The 16,498-nt window shown below is 63.3% G+C and carries 14 protein-coding genes; 3 read left to right on the top strand and 11 right to left on the bottom strand.

The window, feature by feature from the left end; all coding sequences use genetic code 11:
• Positions 1 to 102 precede the first annotated feature (102 nt).
• A complete protein-coding gene (locus HX792_RS08540) occupies positions 103 to 1,164 on the top strand; it encodes a HoxN/HupN/NixA family nickel/cobalt transporter (RefSeq protein WP_176995656.1) in 1,062 nt (353 codons plus the stop codon).
• Positions 1,165 to 1,193: 29 nt separating this feature from the next.
• On the opposite strand, the gene HX792_RS08535 is transcribed toward HX792_RS08540, so the two are convergent.
• The 3 genes from HX792_RS08535 to HX792_RS08525 all read right to left on the bottom strand — a co-directional run bounded on the left by HX792_RS08535 (position 1,194) and on the right by HX792_RS08525 (position 5,167).
• On the bottom strand, positions 1,194 to 3,629 hold the full coding sequence (locus tag HX792_RS08535; RefSeq protein WP_176995655.1) for a TonB-dependent receptor: 2,436 nt from the start codon (positions 3,627 to 3,629) through the stop codon (positions 1,194 to 1,196).
• Between the two features lie 90 nt (positions 3,630 to 3,719).
• The gene (locus HX792_RS08530; protein WP_176995654.1) at positions 3,720 to 4,673 is read right to left on the bottom strand and encodes a FecR domain-containing protein; all 954 of its coding nucleotides are present in this window, start codon (positions 4,671 to 4,673) and stop codon (positions 3,720 to 3,722) included.
• Entirely contained in the window at positions 4,670 to 5,167 is a 498-nt protein-coding gene (locus tag HX792_RS08525) for a sigma-70 family RNA polymerase sigma factor (protein WP_176995653.1), read from the bottom strand. The genes HX792_RS08530 and HX792_RS08525 overlap by 4 nt, the downstream gene beginning before the upstream one ends.
• 129 nt (positions 5,168 to 5,296) lie before the next feature.
• On the opposite strand from HX792_RS08525, the gene HX792_RS08520 reads away from it, so the two are divergent.
• Positions 5,297 to 6,451, top strand: a complete 1,155-nt coding sequence (locus HX792_RS08520; RefSeq protein ID WP_176995652.1) for a DUF1624 domain-containing protein — start codon at positions 5,297 to 5,299, stop codon at positions 6,449 to 6,451.
• Between the two features lie 171 nt (positions 6,452 to 6,622).
• On the opposite strand, the gene HX792_RS08515 is transcribed toward HX792_RS08520, so the two are convergent.
• The gene (locus HX792_RS08515; RefSeq protein ID WP_176995651.1) at positions 6,623 to 7,225 is read right to left on the bottom strand and encodes a LysE family translocator; all 603 of its coding nucleotides are present in this window, start codon (positions 7,223 to 7,225) and stop codon (positions 6,623 to 6,625) included.
• Positions 7,226 to 7,392: 167 nt separating this feature from the next.
• Here HX792_RS08515 and HX792_RS08510 point away from each other — a divergent pair, with 167 nt between their 5' ends.
• Positions 7,393 to 9,036, top strand: a complete 1,644-nt coding sequence (locus tag HX792_RS08510) for a sensor domain-containing diguanylate cyclase (RefSeq protein WP_176995650.1) — start codon at positions 7,393 to 7,395, stop codon at positions 9,034 to 9,036.
• 345 nt (positions 9,037 to 9,381) lie between these two features.
• On the opposite strand, the gene HX792_RS08505 is transcribed toward HX792_RS08510, so the two are convergent.
• From HX792_RS08505 to HX792_RS08475, 7 genes are all read right to left on the bottom strand, one after another.
• Positions 9,382 to 10,701 (bottom strand): OprD family porin, encoded by a 1,320-nt coding sequence (locus tag HX792_RS08505; protein WP_176995649.1) that lies wholly within the window; start codon positions 10,699 to 10,701, stop codon positions 9,382 to 9,384.
• A 138-nt stretch (positions 10,702 to 10,839) separates the two neighbouring features.
• The gene (locus HX792_RS08500) at positions 10,840 to 11,673 is read right to left on the bottom strand and encodes a phosphodiesterase (protein WP_176995648.1); all 834 of its coding nucleotides are present in this window, start codon (positions 11,671 to 11,673) and stop codon (positions 10,840 to 10,842) included.
• A 10-nt stretch (positions 11,674 to 11,683) separates the two neighbouring features.
• Positions 11,684 to 12,715 carry an ABC transporter ATP-binding protein gene (locus tag HX792_RS08495; RefSeq protein WP_176995647.1) on the bottom strand — a complete coding sequence of 344 codons (1,032 nt, stop codon included), beginning with the start codon at positions 12,713 to 12,715 and terminating at the stop codon, positions 11,684 to 11,686.
• Entirely contained in the window at positions 12,712 to 13,506 is a 795-nt protein-coding gene (locus tag HX792_RS08490; RefSeq protein WP_176995646.1) for an ABC transporter permease subunit, read from the bottom strand. The genes HX792_RS08495 and HX792_RS08490 overlap by 4 nt, the downstream gene beginning before the upstream one ends.
• Positions 13,503 to 14,321: an ABC transporter permease gene (locus tag HX792_RS08485; RefSeq protein ID WP_176995645.1), complete on the bottom strand. Its 819-nt coding sequence runs from the start codon at positions 14,319 to 14,321 to the stop codon at positions 13,503 to 13,505. Before HX792_RS08485 ends, HX792_RS08490 begins: the two co-directional genes overlap by 4 nt.
• Entirely contained in the window at positions 14,322 to 15,326 is a 1,005-nt protein-coding gene (locus HX792_RS08480) for an ABC transporter substrate-binding protein (RefSeq protein ID WP_176995644.1), read from the bottom strand. It abuts the gene before it with no gap.
• Positions 15,310 to 16,329, bottom strand: a complete 1,020-nt coding sequence (locus HX792_RS08475) for a LacI family DNA-binding transcriptional regulator (RefSeq protein ID WP_176995643.1) — start codon at positions 16,327 to 16,329, stop codon at positions 15,310 to 15,312. Before HX792_RS08475 ends, HX792_RS08480 begins: the two co-directional genes overlap by 17 nt.
• Positions 16,330 to 16,498 lie beyond the last annotated feature (169 nt).

Below are 16,498 nucleotides of genomic sequence, written 5' to 3'. Positions count from 1 at the left end.
CGTGCCGAATCCATTAACGTTCCCGGGTGCCTGAACCATTTGAGCACCCGGAGCCGTTCCTGCGTCGGAGCGGTCGCGCCATTGCCTAATAGGGTTTACCTGATGATCCACCGTCTTGCCCAGGTTTTCAGTGATTCGAACAGCCAGGTCCGTGGCAAATTATTCGGCATCTACGGTGTGTTGATCGCCCTCAACGTGGGTGCCTGGCTTTGGGCACTGGCGGCGTTTCACGCGCACCCGGTGTTGTTGGGCACCGCCCTGCTCGCCTACAGCTTCGGCCTGCGCCACGCGGTAGACGCCGACCACATCGCGGCCATCGACAACGCCACCCGCAAGCTGATGCAGGAGCAAAAACGCCCGGTGGCAGTGGGGTTCTTTTTCTCCCTGGGGCATTCCTCGGTGGTGGTGCTGGCGTCCATCGCCGTGGCCTTTACGGCGGCGACCCTCAAGGAGCATTTCGAAGCGTTCAAGGCCGTGGGCGGCGTGATCGGCACCTCGGTCTCGGCGCTGTTCCTGCTGGTGATCGCGCTGATGAACCTGGTGATCCTGCGCTCGATCTATCAGGCCTGGCGGCATGTGCGCCAAGGCGGCGCGTACGTAGAGGAAGACTTCAACCTGCTGCTGGCCGACCGGGGGTTCATGGCGCGGATCTTTCGCCCGTTGTTCCGCCTGATCAGCCGCAGTTGGCACCTGTACCCGCTGGGCTTCCTGTTTGGCCTGGGGTTTGACACCGCCACCGAAATTGCCCTGCTGGGCATCTCCGCCGCGCAGGCGGCGCAAGGGTTGTCGCCGTGGTCGATCATGGTGTTCCCGCTGCTGTTCAGCGCCGGCATGTCCCTGGTGGACACCCTCGACGGGCATCTGATGCTGGGGGCTTATGGTTGGGCGTACATGAAGCCGATCCGCAAGATCTACTACAACATGAGCATTACTCTGGTGTCGGTGGTGGTGGCCGTGGTCATCGGCAGCATCGAGGCCTTGGGGTTGATCTCGGACCAGTTGGAACTCAAGGGTGATTTCTGGGCGTTTATCGGCAGCCTGAATGACAGCTTCGGGCTGCTTGGGTACATCATCATCGGGATTTTTGTGGTGAGTTGGGGGGCGTCGGTGGTGGTGTATCGGGTGAAGCGGTATGACCAGCTTGAGACCAGTCACCCGTTGTGACGCAGCGTCGCCCCAAACACCAGGAAGGGTTAGAAGTCGACAGTCGCCGAAACCTTGAGCGTGCGCGGCTCCCCCTGGGTCAGGTAGTTATTGGCCGTCGAAGCCGAAGCCCAATACGCCTTGTTCGCCACGTTCTCAAGGTTGGCGCGCAGGGTGATGGTCTTGTCGTCGGCCTTGAAGCCATAACGGGCACCGAGGTCGACGCGGGTCCAGGCCGGGATGTCCAGGGTGTTGGCGGCATTCACGTACTCGCCCCCGGTGCGCAACAGGCGTGCGTTGACCGCCGCGCCCTGGATGCCCGGCACGTCCCAGTCAGCCCCCACGTTGAACTGGTAGCGCGGCACGCCGGCCACGCGGTTACCGTCGCTCAGGCCGTTGGAGGTGTTCTGTTGTTCGGTGTGCATCCAGGTCGCACCGGTCAGCAAGCGCAGGCCGTCGATGGGTTCACCGAATACATTCAGCTCCACGCCTTTGTTGATTTGCAGGCCATCGACGCTGAACGTATCCAGACTATTGCCCGGCAAGCGCGAGGTGGCGTTGTTCGGCTGCTCGATCCGGTAAACCCCGAGCGTCGCGCCGTAGCTGTCCCAATCCAGCTTGATCCCGGCTTCGGTCTGCTTGCTGCGCTTGGGCGCGAAGGTGACGTTGGGGTTGGTCACCCCCGTAGACGGCGATGTCGGCCCCTGGGCCAGCCCCTCGATGCGGTTGGCGTAGAACGACACGTGGTCCCACGGTTTGAGCACCAGGCCATACACCGGCGTAGTGATCGACTTGTCGTAGTTGGCATTGCGCGCACCGGTGGTGGTGTTCCACGCGTCCACTTCGATGGTCTGGCGGCGCAGGCCCACGGTCAGCAGGACGCGGTCATCGAGAAAGCCCAGGGTGTCGGAGGCGGCGGCGCTCTTGATGCGGTTCTTGCCGACCACGCGCGGGTCGTGGATGTCGCTGCCGAAGTAGGTCACGGTGGGACGCGGGATCTGGGTCGGGTTATACAGGTTGCCCGGCTTGCGGTTGGCCTGGGTGATCGCCTCGAACGCCGAACGCTGCTCACCCCAGATGCCCGACAAACCGAGGTTCATCTGATGGGTCACCGGCCCGGTGTCGAAGTGCCCGTTCAAACCGGCCATGGCGCTCTTGTTGTCTTCGTCGTGGGGCGAATAGAGGAAACCCACGCGCCCGCTGCCATCGTTGCCCACGTACAGCGACGAATACTCGCCGTTCTCCCGCGTGTGCTTGGCGCCGCCGCCCACGTAGGCGGTCCAGCTGTCCGTGAGGTCGTATTCGGCGTTGAACATGCCGTAGGTGTCTTCCAGCTCCGACCAGCTCCAGTCCTGGGCATAGTTGTGCTTGGCCGAGGGCGCCTTCGGTACTTGGGTGCCGTTGGGGTACACCACGGAGCGCCCGTTGTTGATGCGTTCTTTCTGGTAGCCGAAGTCGGTCGACACGCGTAGGCGATCGCCGCGGTAGTCCAGGGCAATGGCTACCAGCTGCGAGCTTTTGTTTTCGTCATCAATGGCCGTGTCGCCCCCGTGCCTGGCCAGGTTGACCCGCGCACCGAAGCGGTTGTCTTCACCAAAACGCTGGCCCAGGTCGAGGTGGCCGCCGGTCTGGCCGTCGCTGGCGTAGTCGAGGCTGACGCTGCGGGTCGGCGTGTCTTCGGCGCGCTTGGGCACCAGGTTGACGCTGCCGCCGATGCCCGTGCCAGCTGGCGACACGCCGTTGACGAACGCGTTAGGCCCCTTGAACAACTCTACGCGCTCCAGGGCTTCGGTGGTGATGATCTGCCGGGGCAGCACGCCGTAGAGGCCATTGAAGGCAATGTCATCGGTGTTCAGCGGCAAACCGCGAATGATGAACATCTGGGAGAAGTTGCCAAACCCCGAGGACTGGCGCACCGAAGCATCGTTGAGCAGCACATCACCCACGGTACGCGCCTGCTGGTCGGCAATGGTTTGGGCGGTGTAGCTGACCACGCTGAACGGCACATCGTTGATCGAACGGTTGCCCAACACACCCAGGCGCGCCGACCGCGCCACCTGGCCGCCGCCATAGGTGTCTGCCTGCGCCCCGCTCCCCTCGCCACTGATGGTGGTCGCGCCCAATTGCACCGCCGCACCATTGGCCTCCGGCACCACGGTGTAGCCCTGGGTGCCAGTGCTTTGCAGGGTGTAGCCGCTGCCTTGGAGCAAGTGCAGCAAACCTGACTGCGCAGTGAAGTCGCCGTGCAGGCCGGGGCTCTGCTGGTCATTGAGCAGCGTGGAGTCAAACGACAACGGCACCCCGGACAGCGCCGCGAACTGCGCCAGCACATTGCCCAACGGACCCGGCGCGACGGTGTAGCTGCGTGCCGCGTGGGTGGACGCTTCCTCGGCGGCCAGCACGCTGTGCAACGGTGCGATGGCCGCCAGGGCAACAGCCAGGCTCAAGGCTTTCAAGGGGCGAATGGGGTGCGGGGTGGCGGTCATGGGCATTCCTGTCGGCGCGGTGCAAAGATGAGGGTTATTCCCTTACACCGGGCGACAACGAAAAAGGTCTCAGCGAACAGTGAAAAAATTTCAGCGCGGTTCGACGGTCACCCAGTAGCCGGTCAGGCTGCTGATCTTCACCGGCAAGGTTTCCTGCAGCAAACGCAGGCTGGCGTCGGTGTCGCGCAACGGAAACGCGCCGGAAACGGTCAAGCCCGCCACACGTTCATGGCAGCGCAACACGCCGGAACGGTAGCGGCCCAGTTCGTCGAGCAAATCCGCCAGGCGCATGTGCTGGGCCAGCAGCATGCCGTTCTCCCAGGTGGTCGCGCTGACCGCCAACGGCTCCACCGCCGCCACGCTGTCGCGGCCAAACGCGCTCTGCTCGCCGGCCTTGAGGATCACCCCACGGCTGGATTGTTCCGGCAGCATTTCCACGGCCCCCTCAAGCACGGCGACGCGGCTGCCCTGCTCGCCCACGCGCACGCTGAAATGCGTCCCCAGGGCGCGGGCGGTGCCGTGGCGGGTCTGCACGATAAACGGGCGATGCGTCGGCGCGGGGTCTTTGGCGGTGGTGATCATCACCTCGCCCTGCAGCAACTCGATGCGCCGCACCTGGTCGGTGAAGGCGATATTCAACGAGCTGTTGGTGTTGATCAGCAGCCGTGTGCCGTCGGGCAAGGTGAGGGTGCGCTGTTCGCCGATAGCCGTGTGCTGGTCGGCCGTCCAGGCTTGCCAGGGCTTGTGTTGGTACGCCAGCCACGCTGCAGGGCCGGCCAGCAGCAACAGCCCGAGTGCCTGGCGCCGGCCCAGGGATGGTTTGCGGCCAATGCGCTTGAGGGTCTCGCCGGCGATGGCCCCGGGCACGCTGCTGAAGTCGCCCAATATCGCTTCGGCGCGCTGCCAGGCTTGGGCGTGCTGGGCACTGCGGCCCTGCCACTGGGCCACGGCGCGGCGGTCTTCGTCGGTGGCGCTGCCGGACTGCAGTTGCACCATCCAGTCGGCGGCTTCGCCGAGGATCTGCGGGTCGATGGACGGGTTCATGCCACGCTCAGGCACGCGAGGAAGGCATCGCGCATGTAGCGCTTGACCGAGGCCAGCGACACCTTCAGCTCATCGGCGATCTGCGGGTAGGTCAGGCCATCGATCTGCGACAACAGGAACGCCTGGCGGGTTTTCTCGGGCAAATCACGCAGCATGGCTTCGATGCGGTACAGCGCCTCAAGGATCAACCAGCGGGTTTCCGGTGACGGAACATGCTGCTCCGGCAGATGGGCGATGGTTTCGAGGTAGGCGCGCTCGACTTCCTGGCGGCGCCAGCTGTCGATCATCAGGCCCTTGGCGATGTGAGTGAGCAAGGCGCGCGGCTCGTTGCCATAGCCGGCGGGGTTCTGGCGCGTGAGCAGGCGCATGAAGGTGTCATGGGCCAGGTCGGCCGCGTCGCTGGCATTGCCCAGCTTGCGGTCAAGCCAGCGGTACAACCATCCGTGGTGTTCGCAGTACAGCGCCTGGAGCGGCAGATTGAGCGAAGACGACATGCAGATCACCCGGAACCCGGCAGTAATTAAGAATTGATCGCATTCTAATTGCAGCCACAGAGCCCGGCAACGCATTAATTAATGTTATAGGATAACGCCAATTTTTCGCCTGACCTGTGACCCTCGCCCATGACCGACGCTGTCCCCCTGCGCCAACGCCTGCTTTCCATCGACGCCCTGCGTGGCCTGGTGATCCTGTTCATGTTGCTGGACCACGTGCGCGAAACGTTCCTGCTGCACCGCCAGGTCAGCGACCCGATGACCCTCGACAGCACCGAACCGGCCCTGTTTGTCAGCCGCACCCTCGCCCACCTGTGCGCGCCGGTGTTCGTGCTGCTCACGGGTTTGTCGGCGTGGTTGTACGGCCAGAAATATCAGGGCCGGCGGGATGTATCGGCATTCCTGTTTAAGCGCGGGCTGTTTCTGGTGGTGCTGGAATTCACTCTGGTCAACTTCGCCTGGACCTTCCAACTGCCGCCGAGCGTGATCTACCTGCAAGTGATCTGGGCCATCGGTGTGAGCATGCTCGCTCTTGCCGCACTGGTGTGGTTGCCGCGTTCGTTATTGATAGGTTTGGCGCTGCTGATCATCGCTGGCCACAACCTGTTGGATGGCGTGTACTTCGCGCCTGGCTCGGCCCTGCAAAACCTGTGGGCGATCTTGCACGAACGCAGTTGGATCGACGTGAGTGACACCCTGCGATTGCGCACCACCTACCCGGTCCTGCCGTGGATCGGCGTGATTGCCCTGGGTTACGGCCTGGGCCCGTGGTTTTCCAATGGCGTGCAGCCGGCGAGGCGTCAGCGTTATCTGCTGCTGGCGGGTGTGGGGGCGCTGATCGGGTTTGGTGTGGTGCGAATATTCAATGGCTACGGTGAAAAACCCTGGCTGAGTTACGACAGTAGCGTGTACACGCTGATGAGCTTTTTCAACGTGACCAAGTACCCGCCCTCACTGTTGTTCCTGACGATGACCTTGGGCGTGGGTCTGCTGCTGTTGCTGGCCTTTGAACGCGCGGGGCACAAACGCTGGATCGCCCTGCTCGCCACTTTCGGCGCTGCGCCGATGTTCTTTTATCTGCTGCACCTGTATGTGCTGAAAATCCTGTATGTCGCCTGTGTGGCGCTGTTTGGTCTCAATCACGGCAACTATTTCGGCTTCGACAGCATCGGCGCCGTGTGGCTGGTGGCGCTGTTGCTGCCACTGGCGCTGTATCCACCCGTGCGCTGGTTCGCCGGGCTCAAGGCGCGCCGCCGCGACCTGGCCTGGCTCAAATACCTGTAGCCGCCCACCCTGTGGGAGCTGGCTTGCCTGCGATGGCGGTGGCTCAGCTGCAACTCTGCTGGCTGATGGATCGCTATCGCCGGCAAGCCGGCTCCTACAGTGAGGACAGATCCGCGGGTGTACTCGGTCAACTGTGGGGTGGCTTGTCGGATCGCAGCAGGGACCCAGCGCCTACGCGATGTGCACGTAAAACGCGTGAAACATGAAGTACGCGCACACCGCCAGCGCAATCCCCATGCACCGGTTAAACACGGTGAACGCCGAGGTCCCGTTGATGCGCCGCCCCAGCCCCGCCCCCAGCAGCGCATACACCCACGGCGCACCAAACGCACCAAAGGCCAGCACCGCCGACACCAACGCAATCGACACGCCGGTGATGTGCGCTGCCGGCAGCATCACACTGGTGATCGGCAGCACCGCCATGATGCCCTTGGGGTTGAGCAGCTGGATCACCAGCCCGTTCCAAAACGTGAGGGTCTTGGTTGGCGCCGATGAAGCGGCTTCATCCACCACCGTGCGCGCGGTGAACACCTGGTACGCGAGGTACAGCGTGTACACACCGCCCACCAACGAGATGTAGGGCAGCGCCGCCTGGGAGATGATCGCCTCGCCGGTGTAGCCAAACAGCACGAACAGCACCAGCATCGCGCAGCCCACGCCGATGAAAAACCCGGTGGAGCGCCGGAACTGGCCGGTGAGTCCGGCATTGAGGCCCATGAAATTCACCGGGCCGGGGCTGTACATGACGCTGAATGCGTAGAGGAAAATGTCCATGGAAAACCTGCAGTAGAGGGAGTGCGGCGAGTCTACTGAGGCCTGTCGGGGGGATTCTTGTACGTTCGTAGGTCGGCAAGGCAGCGGGTGAGCCTACGAATCACAACTGGCACCGGGGCTGAGATTACGCCTACCATGTAATGACACCTAGCCTGTGAACGTGCCCAATGCTCAAAGCCAGTCTGCGTACTCACCTGACCCTGTGGTTTGCCGGTTTATCGTTGCTCACTTTGCTGATCGTGGGCTTTTACGTGGGGCATATCGCCACTGAACAGGTGAAGCAGGCCAGCGGCAACGCCCTGCTCAGCACCGCCCGTTCCAGCGCGGCGCTGCTGGCGGTGCAATTGCGCGAGCGGCAGCTGGAAGTGTCGCTGCTGAGCAAGGCGCCGTTGTTCCGCCAGGGCGACCTGGACGCGCCAGACATCATGACCTTGATGGAGCTGCGTACCCAGTCACGCGCCGAGTACGCGTGGATGGGCGTAGCCGACGCTGAGGGCCGGGTGCGCCAGGCGGTGAAGGGGTTGCTGGTCAACCAGTCGGTGCAGCAGCGCCCGTGGTTCCAGGCGGGCATGCGCGGCGAATACACCGGTGATCCCCACGAAGCCGTGTTGCTCGCCAAGCTGCTGCCGAGTGCGGCCCAGGGTGAGCCGTTGCGTTTCATCGATTTCGCCGCGCCGATTCGCAATGCCAAGGGCGAAACCATCGGCGTGCTCGGTGCCCATGCGCACTGGCGCTGGGTGACCCAGATCGTCGATGCGGCGGTGATGCAAAAGGACGCCGCGCCCAGCCTGCAAGCGCTGATCATCGACTTCGACGGCAAGGTGCTGTACCCCGAGATCCTCGCGGGCGAACAAATGCCCCAAGCCGATCTGCACTCACCTTCCGGCTGGACCACCGGCAACGGCTACGTGACGGCCTCGGTGGCGGTGCCGAGCCCGTCCAATGCCAACCTGTCGTGGTACATCGTGGTGCGCCAGCCGCTGGACATCGCCCTGCAACCAGCGCGGGTGCTGTTGTACAAATTGCTGATCCTGGGCGTGCTCGCCGCCATCGTCTTTGGCCTGGTGGCGTACTACCTGGCACTGACCCTGAGCCGGCCGATCGAGCGCCTGGCCAAGTCCGCCAAGCTCGTGCAGGAGCAGCAACCCGGCGCGGTGTTTTCCCAGGAGCATCCGGTGCTGGAGATCGCCCAACTGGGGCAATCCATCAGCCGCATGACCCAATCGTTGCTCCACAAGGAACGTGAATTGCAGGAGGCCAATGCGTCCCTTGAAGCCACCGTTGCCCAACGCACGGCCGACCTGACCCAGGCCAATGCCGACCTGTTAAAACTGGCCACTCACGACGCGCTAACCGGCGTCTACAACCGCCGTCGCTTCGACGAAAAGCTCGCCGAAAACAGCCTGCTGTTCCAGCGTACCGGACGCACCTTCGCCCTGCTGTTGATCGACGCCGATTACTTCAAACGGGTCAACGATACCTACGGCCATGCAGTGGGTGACGACGTGCTCTGCCAACTCGCCGCCCTGATCGAAAGCACCACCCGCGCCACCGACTTTGTCGCGCGGTATGGCGGTGAAGAGTTCGCGGTGTTGCTGCCCGAAGTCGAAGAACCGGACAGCCCCGAGGTGGTCGCCGAAAAAATCCGCGCCGCCGTGGCCGCCGCGAAATTCCCCACGGTGGGCCATGTGACGGTCAGCATTGGCGTAGGCGTGGCCGAGCCGTCGGACCGCGACTCCTCGGCACTGCTCAAGCGCGCCGACATGCAGCTCTACCAGGCCAAGGGCGCGGGCAGGAACCGGGTGGCGTAAACCTTGGCTTTTGCTTATCACTGAAATATCCGCCAGCGTCTGTATCCGCTGGCAGGGGCTTTTCATAATCGTGCTTCCTCAATTCCTCAGGAAGCACACCATGCACCCGTTGACCGTCGTGTTGGCGCATGTGGTTGCGCTGGTCTTCACCTTGCTCAGTATCGGTGCCCTTGCCTTGGCGCTGGCCGTGATTGGCCGCCTGGTGTCTTGATGCCAGTTATCACCCTTTGTAGTGAGCGGGCTTGCCCCGCGCTGCGTTGTCCCAGGCACTCGATTTCTCCCGTGAATGGGCGGTGTCTGGGCTGGCGCGGCGCGGGGCGAGCCCGCTCACTACAAAGATCGGGTTTATAGCAGGGGGATCGAGTAGCTGACGAATACGCGGTTCTGGTCCTGGTCCCGTGCGACTTCGCTGCGCGATACGCCGTTGCGCCAGCCAAACCCGACGTTCTTGAACGTGCCGCTCTGCACCACGTAATCCAGGGAGATATCCCGCTCCCATTCGCTGGCGTTGTTGCCGGCGGTGGTGAGGATATGGTCGCCCTTGAGGTACATCACCGACGCCTTCAGCCCCGGCAGGCCCAGTGCGACGAAGTCGTAGGCGTATTGCGCAAACGCCGTGCGCTCGCCGGCCTGGATGAAGGTCTGCACGGTGCGGTCGGTGTAGAGGTAGAGGCTGGAACCGCCCTCCCCTTTGTTCACCAGACCACCCTGGTTGAGCTGGGCGAAGTTGCTGTCGTCCGACACTTGCTGGTAACCCGCCGTGATGGCGTGCGGGCCGAGCGAATAGATGAACGCCGCGCTCCAAGTGTTGTTGTCGATTTCACCCGTGCCGTTCTTGGTATAGCCGCTGAACTTGTAGCCCTCGGCGCGCCCGGCCGCGCTGCTGTTTTTGCCGTCGGAGGTGGTCTTGAAGTAGCGCAGGTCGGTTTTCAACGAGCCGTAATCACCCAGCGGCAACACGTGGATCAATCCGGCAAAGTGCTGTTGGTAATAATCCTCAAGGTTGGCGTAGTAGTACTGGACCATCAGGTCCTTGGTCACCTGGTAATCGGCGCCGGCGTAGTTGAATTTATTGCTTTCCTGGGTGCCACCGGCCGCCGCCAACCCACTGCGGTCACTGGAACCGCGTCCGGTGGTGTGTTGCAGCTGGCCGCCGATCAGGGTCAGGTTGTCGATGTCCTTGCTGGTGATCTGCCCGCCTTCGAACGACTGCGGCAACAGGCGGCCATCGTTACTCACCAGGATCGGCAGGTTCGGCCGCAGGTAGCCGTAACGCAGTTCGCTCTGGGCGAAACGCGCCTTGGCCGTTGCGCCGCCACGGGCCCAGCTGTCGGCAGCCTTGCCGTCATCGTTGGGGATCATCGAACTGCCCACATGGCGGCCGGCGCCGCTGTCGAGGGTCACGCCGAGCATGCCGATCGCATCCAGACCAAAGCCGACCGTGCCGTCGGTAAAGCCCGACTGATAGTTGAGGATAAATGCCTGACCCCACTCTTCGGTCTTCGACGGTGCCGCAGCACCGTCACGGTTATCGTTATTGAAGTAGAAGTTGCGCATGTTCAAGTTGGCTTTGCTGTCCCCCAGGAAATCAGCCGAGGCCAAGGGGCTCAGGGCCACGCCCAAGGTACCGGTCAATACGCTTAATACATTCAAAGTGGCTTTCATCAGGACGAGCTCCGGCGCGGAATTCAAGTTCCGGGCGCAAAAAATGGGCAGCAGGAAGCACTCGGCCAAACTCGGGTTGGCCGGTGCGTTAACTAACGTTCAACGACTTAGTTGTGCGAAGTGGACCTCCGTAAACGGCTAGTCAATCAATCCATGAGCGTCATAAAACGGGTACGGCCCCGGGTAGTCCCCGAACACCGCGTTGTGGCTGATCAACCCTTGGGATTGATCCCAGCGGTGCAGCAGGTAACCGGCCGGTTCCAGGTTGAAATGCGCAGGGGCCGCATCCTGCAAATCGAGCACGATCTGGTGCGAAGTGCCTGGGCACACACAGCTCAGGCTGCCACCGAAACGGCGCTGCATCGGGCGATGCAAATGCCCGCAGAGCAGGCGCTCCACCTGCGGGTGACGAGCGACCACACGCTCCAGGGCGGCGGCGTTGATAAAGGGTTCGCGATCCATATGGCCGATGCCGCTGATAAACGGCGGGTGGTGCAGGATCAGCAAAGTGGGCGCGTCGGGGCGCAGTGCCAACTGTTCGTCGAGCCACTGCAACTGGCTGTCGATCAACTGCCCGCCGTGGCCACCGGGGATGGTCGAGTCCAGGCCGATCAAGCGCAGCGGATGTTGGTCCACCACCCAGTCCAGCGGGCCGTCGGCCGACGCTGGCAAGTAAGCGTGATCGGCAAATGCGTCCAACAACGGCCCACGCGTGTCGTGGTTACCCGGCACCAAGTAGCACGGCATGTGCAGGCGTGCGAGTTCGGGGTGCAGCACGGCATATTCATCGGCACGGCCGAAGTCCACCAGGTCGCCACTGATGACCACGATGTCGGGCCGTGGGTGGCTGGCGTTCAAATGGTCGACGGCACGGCGCAGCGCGCCCAGGGTATCGACCACCCCATAGGTGAGGCGCTGGCCAGCTTTAAGGTGCAGGTCGCTGATCTGCGCGACGAGAAACGGACGATTCACTAATAGAGTCTCAAGCATTCAGGGTAAACAACATGTGCGGCGCAATCGCCAGGGCAATCGGTGCGCCGACGGCGTAGAGCTGGTTGTCGCTGCTGTCCACCAGCAGCGGTTGCGGGCCGCCCACCTCCACCAGCAAACGGCTTTGCGCGCCCTGGAAGAACTGCGCCAGCAGGTGGCCGTGCAAGTGTCCTTCGCTCTCCATCACCTTCAGGTGTTCGGGGCGGCAATACACCGTGCTGGGCCGCTCGGCCGCATGCCACGGCAACTCGCCGCCGCAGACTTTCAAACCATGGGCCGACGACGCGATCACCGGGAAGGCATTGAGGTTGCCGACAAAGCCCGCGACGAACGCATTGGCCGGTTTCTGGTAGATCTCCCGCGGGCTCGCCAACTGCGCGACACGCCCCTGCTCCATCACCAGGATCCGGTCGCCCAGGGCCATGGCTTCGCCCTGGTCGTGGGTGACGAACACCGAGGTAATGCCGAGGCCGCGCAGCAGCTCATTGAGTTCGCTGCGCAGGCGTTCGCGCAGTTGCGCATCGAGGGCGGCCAAGGGTTCGTCCAGCAACAACACTTTCGGGCGCGGGGCCAAGGCGCGGGCCAACGCCACGCGCTGGCGCTGGCCGCCGGAGAGTTCATGGATGCTGCGTTTGCCGTGGTGCTGCAAGCCCACCAGTTCCAGCAGTTCATCGCAGCGCTTGTTGCGCTCCAGCGCGGCCATGCCGCGAATCTTCAAGCCGTAGACGATGTTCCCGGCCACATCCAGGTTGGGAAACAGCGCGTAGTTCTGGAACACCATGCCCACGTCGCGGCGCTCGATGGGCAGGCGGGTCACGTCCTGATCACCAAACAGCACCTGGCCCACGTCCGGGCGCTCAAGGCCGGCGATCAGGCGCAAGGTGGTGGTCTTGCCGCAGCCCGATGGGCCCAGGATCGCCAGGGTCTCGCCGCCTTCGACGGTCAGGTTCAGGTCATGCACGGCCACGGTGCCGTCGGCGAACGCCTTGCGACAGCCTTGCAGGCGGATAGTGATAGCGGTCATCGACGCTCTCCACGGGACAAACGGGCACTGATGGCCTGCAGCGCAATCAGCAGCGGCACGATCATCAGCAAAAAGATAAGGGTGTAGGCGCTGGCGATTTCCAGGCGCGCCGAGGCGTAGCTGTCGGCCAGGCCCACCGGCAACGTCTTGGTCATGGGTGTGTGGAGCATCCAGGTCAGGTTGAACTCACCCAGGGACAAGGTCACCACCATCAGCACACCGGCCAGGATCCCGGCCCGGCAGTTGGGCACCACCACGCTGAAAAAGCGCTTGATCGGCCCCGCGCCAAGACTGGCCGCCGCCTCTTCCAGCACCGGCAGTTGTTGGCGCTGCATCACCGCCATCACCGGGCGCACCAGGAACGGCAGGGTGAACAGCACGTGGCCGACCAGGATGAACAGCCAACTGCTGCGAAAGCTGCCGAACTGGCCGTAGGTCAACAGCAAGGCCAGTGCACTGGCCAAGCCGGGCATGGCCACCGGCAGCACCATCAACTCTTCGAAGGCGCGGCTGAAGCGGTTGTTCATGCGCACCAGGGCGTAGGCCGCCGGTACGCCGATCACGCAGACGCACACCGCGCAAGCCAGGGCCAGTTGCAGCGACAGCCACACGGTGGGCGAATAGGCTTGCCACACCTGGATCAGCCAGTCGAAGGTCAAGCCGCTCGACAGGCCGACGAAGAAGTTGCGGGTTAAACCGGCCAGCAATGACATCAGCACCGGCACCAGCATGAAGGCGCACACCAGCAAAGTGAACAGCAGTTGAATCACAAACAGCGATGAGCGTTTCACAGCACAGTCCCCGCGTTTTTCACCAGGCGCCGGGTGAGCAGCAACACTGCCCAGGTCACCGCGCCCAGCACCACCGACAGCGCAGCGGCGACGGCAAAGTTGGCGTAGTTGGTGAACACGTTGTAGATCGCCACCGGTGTGACATTGAGCCGCGTGCCCAAGGTAAAGGCCGTACCGAAGGCGCCCATGGACGTGGCAAAACAGATCGCCCCGCACGACGCCAACGCAGGCGCCAACCCCGGTACGATCACGTCGCACACCACGCGCCAAAGCCCCGCACCCAGGGAATGCGCAGCCTCCTCCAGGCTGCGGTCGAGGCTCTCGCACGCCGCCATCACCGTGAGAATCACCCGCGGAATCGAGAAGTACAGGTAGCCCACGAACAAACCCGCCAGCGAGTAGGCGAAGATCCAGCGCTCACCGGCCAGTTGCAGGCCCAGTGAAGCCAGCAAGCCTTGACGGCCGGCCAGCAGGATCACCAGGAAACCCACCACCACGCCGGGAAAGGCCAAAGGAAAAGTGAGCAACGCCACCAATGCCGAGCGCCCGAAGAACTGGTGTCGAGCGAGGAACACGCCACTGATGCCGCCGATCACCAACGCGACCAGCGTCACCACCACGGCCAGGATCAAGGTTTGCCCCAGGCTGCCCAGGTACTGCGCGCTGCTGAGCACCTGCCAGTAGCCGCTGCCATTCGCGTCGCGGCTCTCGGCGCCAAGTAGCACCAGGTGCGCCAGCGGCAACAGCCAGAATGCGAGCAGCACAGCAAACGCGGGAGCCAAAGCCCAGCTTGCGTGTTTTGCGGACGCTGCCACTTACTTGACCTCGTTCAGGTAACGGGCGGCGAAGGCTTCCTGCACAGCGGCCATTTTTTCGTAGTCCACCACACCGGCGCGGGCGTAGTCGCTGTCAGGCAGGAACTGTGCCGCCACGTCAGCCGGCATTTTCATCGGGCGCACCGGGCGCAGGTAGGCCTTGGCCCAGAGTGCCTGGCCTTCGTCCGACAGCACGAAGTCGAGGACTTTCTCGGCATTGGCGCGGTGTGGTGCGTTGGCCACCAGGCTCATCACGTAGGGCACGCTGATGCTGCCTTCCTGGGGGATCACGAAGGCGACGTTGGCGTTGTCCTTGTAGCGGGCGCGGTAGGCGTTGAAGTCGTAGTCCACCAGGATGGGCAGCTCACCCGACAGCACCCGCGCATACGCGGTTTGCTTGGGCACGATGGGGGCGTTTTTCGCCAGTTTCTGGAAGTAGTCGATGGCCGGCGCGAAGTTGTCCAGGTCGCCGCCCATGGCGCGGTTGATCGCCACAGCCGAGACGTAGCCGACAAACGCGCTGGACGGGTCGAGGTAGCCAACCATGCCTTTGTACTCAGGCTTGAGCAGGTCGGCCCAGCTTTGCGGCACCGGCAAACCACCCAGCGCATCGACGTTGACCATGATGCCCAAGGTGCCGGAGTGGATTGCGAACCAGTGGCCGGCCGGGTCTTTCAAACCGGCAGGAATCTGGTCCCAGGCCTTGGGTTTGTAGGTGCCCACTACATCGGCCTTCTGCGCTTGCAGGCCGAAGGTCACGCCGTAGTAAACGACGTCGGCCACGGGCGCGGCTTTTTCGGCAACCAACTGCGCCAGGGACTGGCCGGAGTTCTTGTTGTCCAGCGGCACTTGCACACCGGTGCTGGCGGCGATGGCCTTGAGCTGGGTGCCCCAGTCGGCCCAGTCGGGCGGGCAGTTGTAGCAGATAGCGGTTTCGGCGGCCTGGGCCAGGCTGGCGGCACCACACAGCAGCACGGCTGCCAGGGTTTTACTGAACGCGCGCATCAGGCGTCTCCTCATGGGGTTGGGTGCTGTCGCCCGGCCGGATATGGCAAGGCAGGCAATGGGAAATCGGATCGTTGCCGGCGATCTGCGCCAGCAACTGGTCAATCACGGTGCTGGCAAGCAGCGCGATGGGCTGCACCACGCTGCACAGGGTCGGGTGCATCTGGGTGCCGAGGCTGATGCCATCAAAGCCCATCACCGAGAGTTGTTCGGGGACGTTCCAGCGGTTGCGGCGCAGTTCGGCGATCAGGCTGATGGCCAGGAAATCGTTGGAACACACCAGCGCAGTGGGTGCGTCCGGCCCCTGCAGGAACGGTTCGATCGCGGCGAATTCAGCTTGGGTGTGGGCCGGCATTTCGATCACCGGGCGGCTGTCGAGGCCGTATTCGTTCATGGCGTCGCAGTAACCGGCGTAGCGCAGGCGCGCCCGGTCGGACTGCAACGCGGGGCCGGCGACCATGCTGATGCGGCGGTGCCCGGCCTCCAGCAAATAACGGGTGGCCAGGGCCATGCCGGCACGGTTGTCCACCGACACGGCGCTGTAGTTGGGGTTGCTCGGTTGGTGATAAGCCAGCACAAACGGGGTTTGCTCGGTGTTCAGGCTGCTGAGCACGGCATTGCTCTCGGCATCGGTGACCGTCAGCACCAGGCCGTCGACCCGTTGGCGCAGCAGTTCTTCCACCACAATGCTCTCGCGCTCGCTGTTGTAGTCGGTGGTGGCCAGCAACAGGCTGTAGCCACGCAACCGCGCGGCGCGCTCCATGGCCTGGAACTGTTCGGCGAACACCGGGTTGAGCAGGTTGGGCACGACTACGCCGATCAACTGGGTGGTTTGCAGGCGCAACTGGCGACCCAGCAGATTGGGCCGGAACCCCAATTCACGGGCGGCAGCGAACACCTGTTCACGGGTGGTCGGGCGCACCTGGTCGGGGGAAGCAAAGGTGCGGGCGGCGGTGGCGCGAGATACGCCAGCCAGCCGTGCAACGTCTTTCAAGTCAGTCATTGTCACTCGCTTGAGATCGATCTCATTGGCGAGGACAGTAGCGAGGGAATGTGGCAGACAAGTGGTGAGTAGATGACAATTTGATGTCATTCGAAGCCAGACATCTTCTCCCGCCTATGGAGATCACTTGTAGGAGTTGTCGAGCTATAGCGAGGCTGCGAAGGCGGTG

This window comes from Pseudomonas sp. B6002, from assembly GCF_013385985.1.
In the GTDB taxonomy this organism is placed as follows: domain Bacteria; phylum Pseudomonadota; class Gammaproteobacteria; order Pseudomonadales; family Pseudomonadaceae; genus Aquipseudomonas.
The sequence above is the reverse complement of the archived record's forward strand: the minus strand, read 5'-3'. Positions and strand labels throughout refer to the sequence as shown.

Excerpts from the sequence above, each read along its gene's own strand:
- HX792_RS08530 (WP_176995654.1), bottom strand. The coding sequence starts at position 4,673 with ATGAACCCGTCCATCGACCCGCAGATCCTCGGCGAAGCCGCCGACTGG.
- HX792_RS08525 (WP_176995653.1), bottom strand. The coding sequence starts at position 5,167 with ATGTCGTCTTCGCTCAATCTGCCGCTCCAGGCGCTGTACTGCGAACAC.
- HX792_RS08475 (WP_176995643.1), bottom strand. The coding sequence starts at position 16,329 with ATGACTGACTTGAAAGACGTTGCACGGCTGGCTGGCGTATCTCGCGCC.
- HX792_RS08510 (WP_176995650.1), top strand. The coding sequence starts at position 7,393 with ATGCTCAAAGCCAGTCTGCGTACTCACCTGACCCTGTGGTTTGCCGGT.
- HX792_RS08535 (WP_176995655.1), bottom strand. The coding sequence starts at position 3,629 with ATGACCGCCACCCCGCACCCCATTCGCCCCTTGAAAGCCTTGAGCCTG.
- HX792_RS08540 (WP_176995656.1), top strand. The coding sequence starts at position 103 with ATGATCCACCGTCTTGCCCAGGTTTTCAGTGATTCGAACAGCCAGGTC.
- HX792_RS08505 (WP_176995649.1), bottom strand. The coding sequence starts at position 10,701 with ATGAAAGCCACTTTGAATGTATTAAGCGTATTGACCGGTACCTTGGGC.
- HX792_RS08520 (WP_176995652.1), top strand. The coding sequence starts at position 5,297 with ATGACCGACGCTGTCCCCCTGCGCCAACGCCTGCTTTCCATCGACGCC.
- HX792_RS08515 (WP_176995651.1), bottom strand. The coding sequence starts at position 7,225 with ATGGACATTTTCCTCTACGCATTCAGCGTCATGTACAGCCCCGGCCCG.
- HX792_RS08495 (WP_176995647.1), bottom strand. The coding sequence starts at position 12,715 with ATGACCGCTATCACTATCCGCCTGCAAGGCTGTCGCAAGGCGTTCGCC.
- HX792_RS08480 (WP_176995644.1), bottom strand. The coding sequence starts at position 15,326 with ATGCGCGCGTTCAGTAAAACCCTGGCAGCCGTGCTGCTGTGTGGTGCC.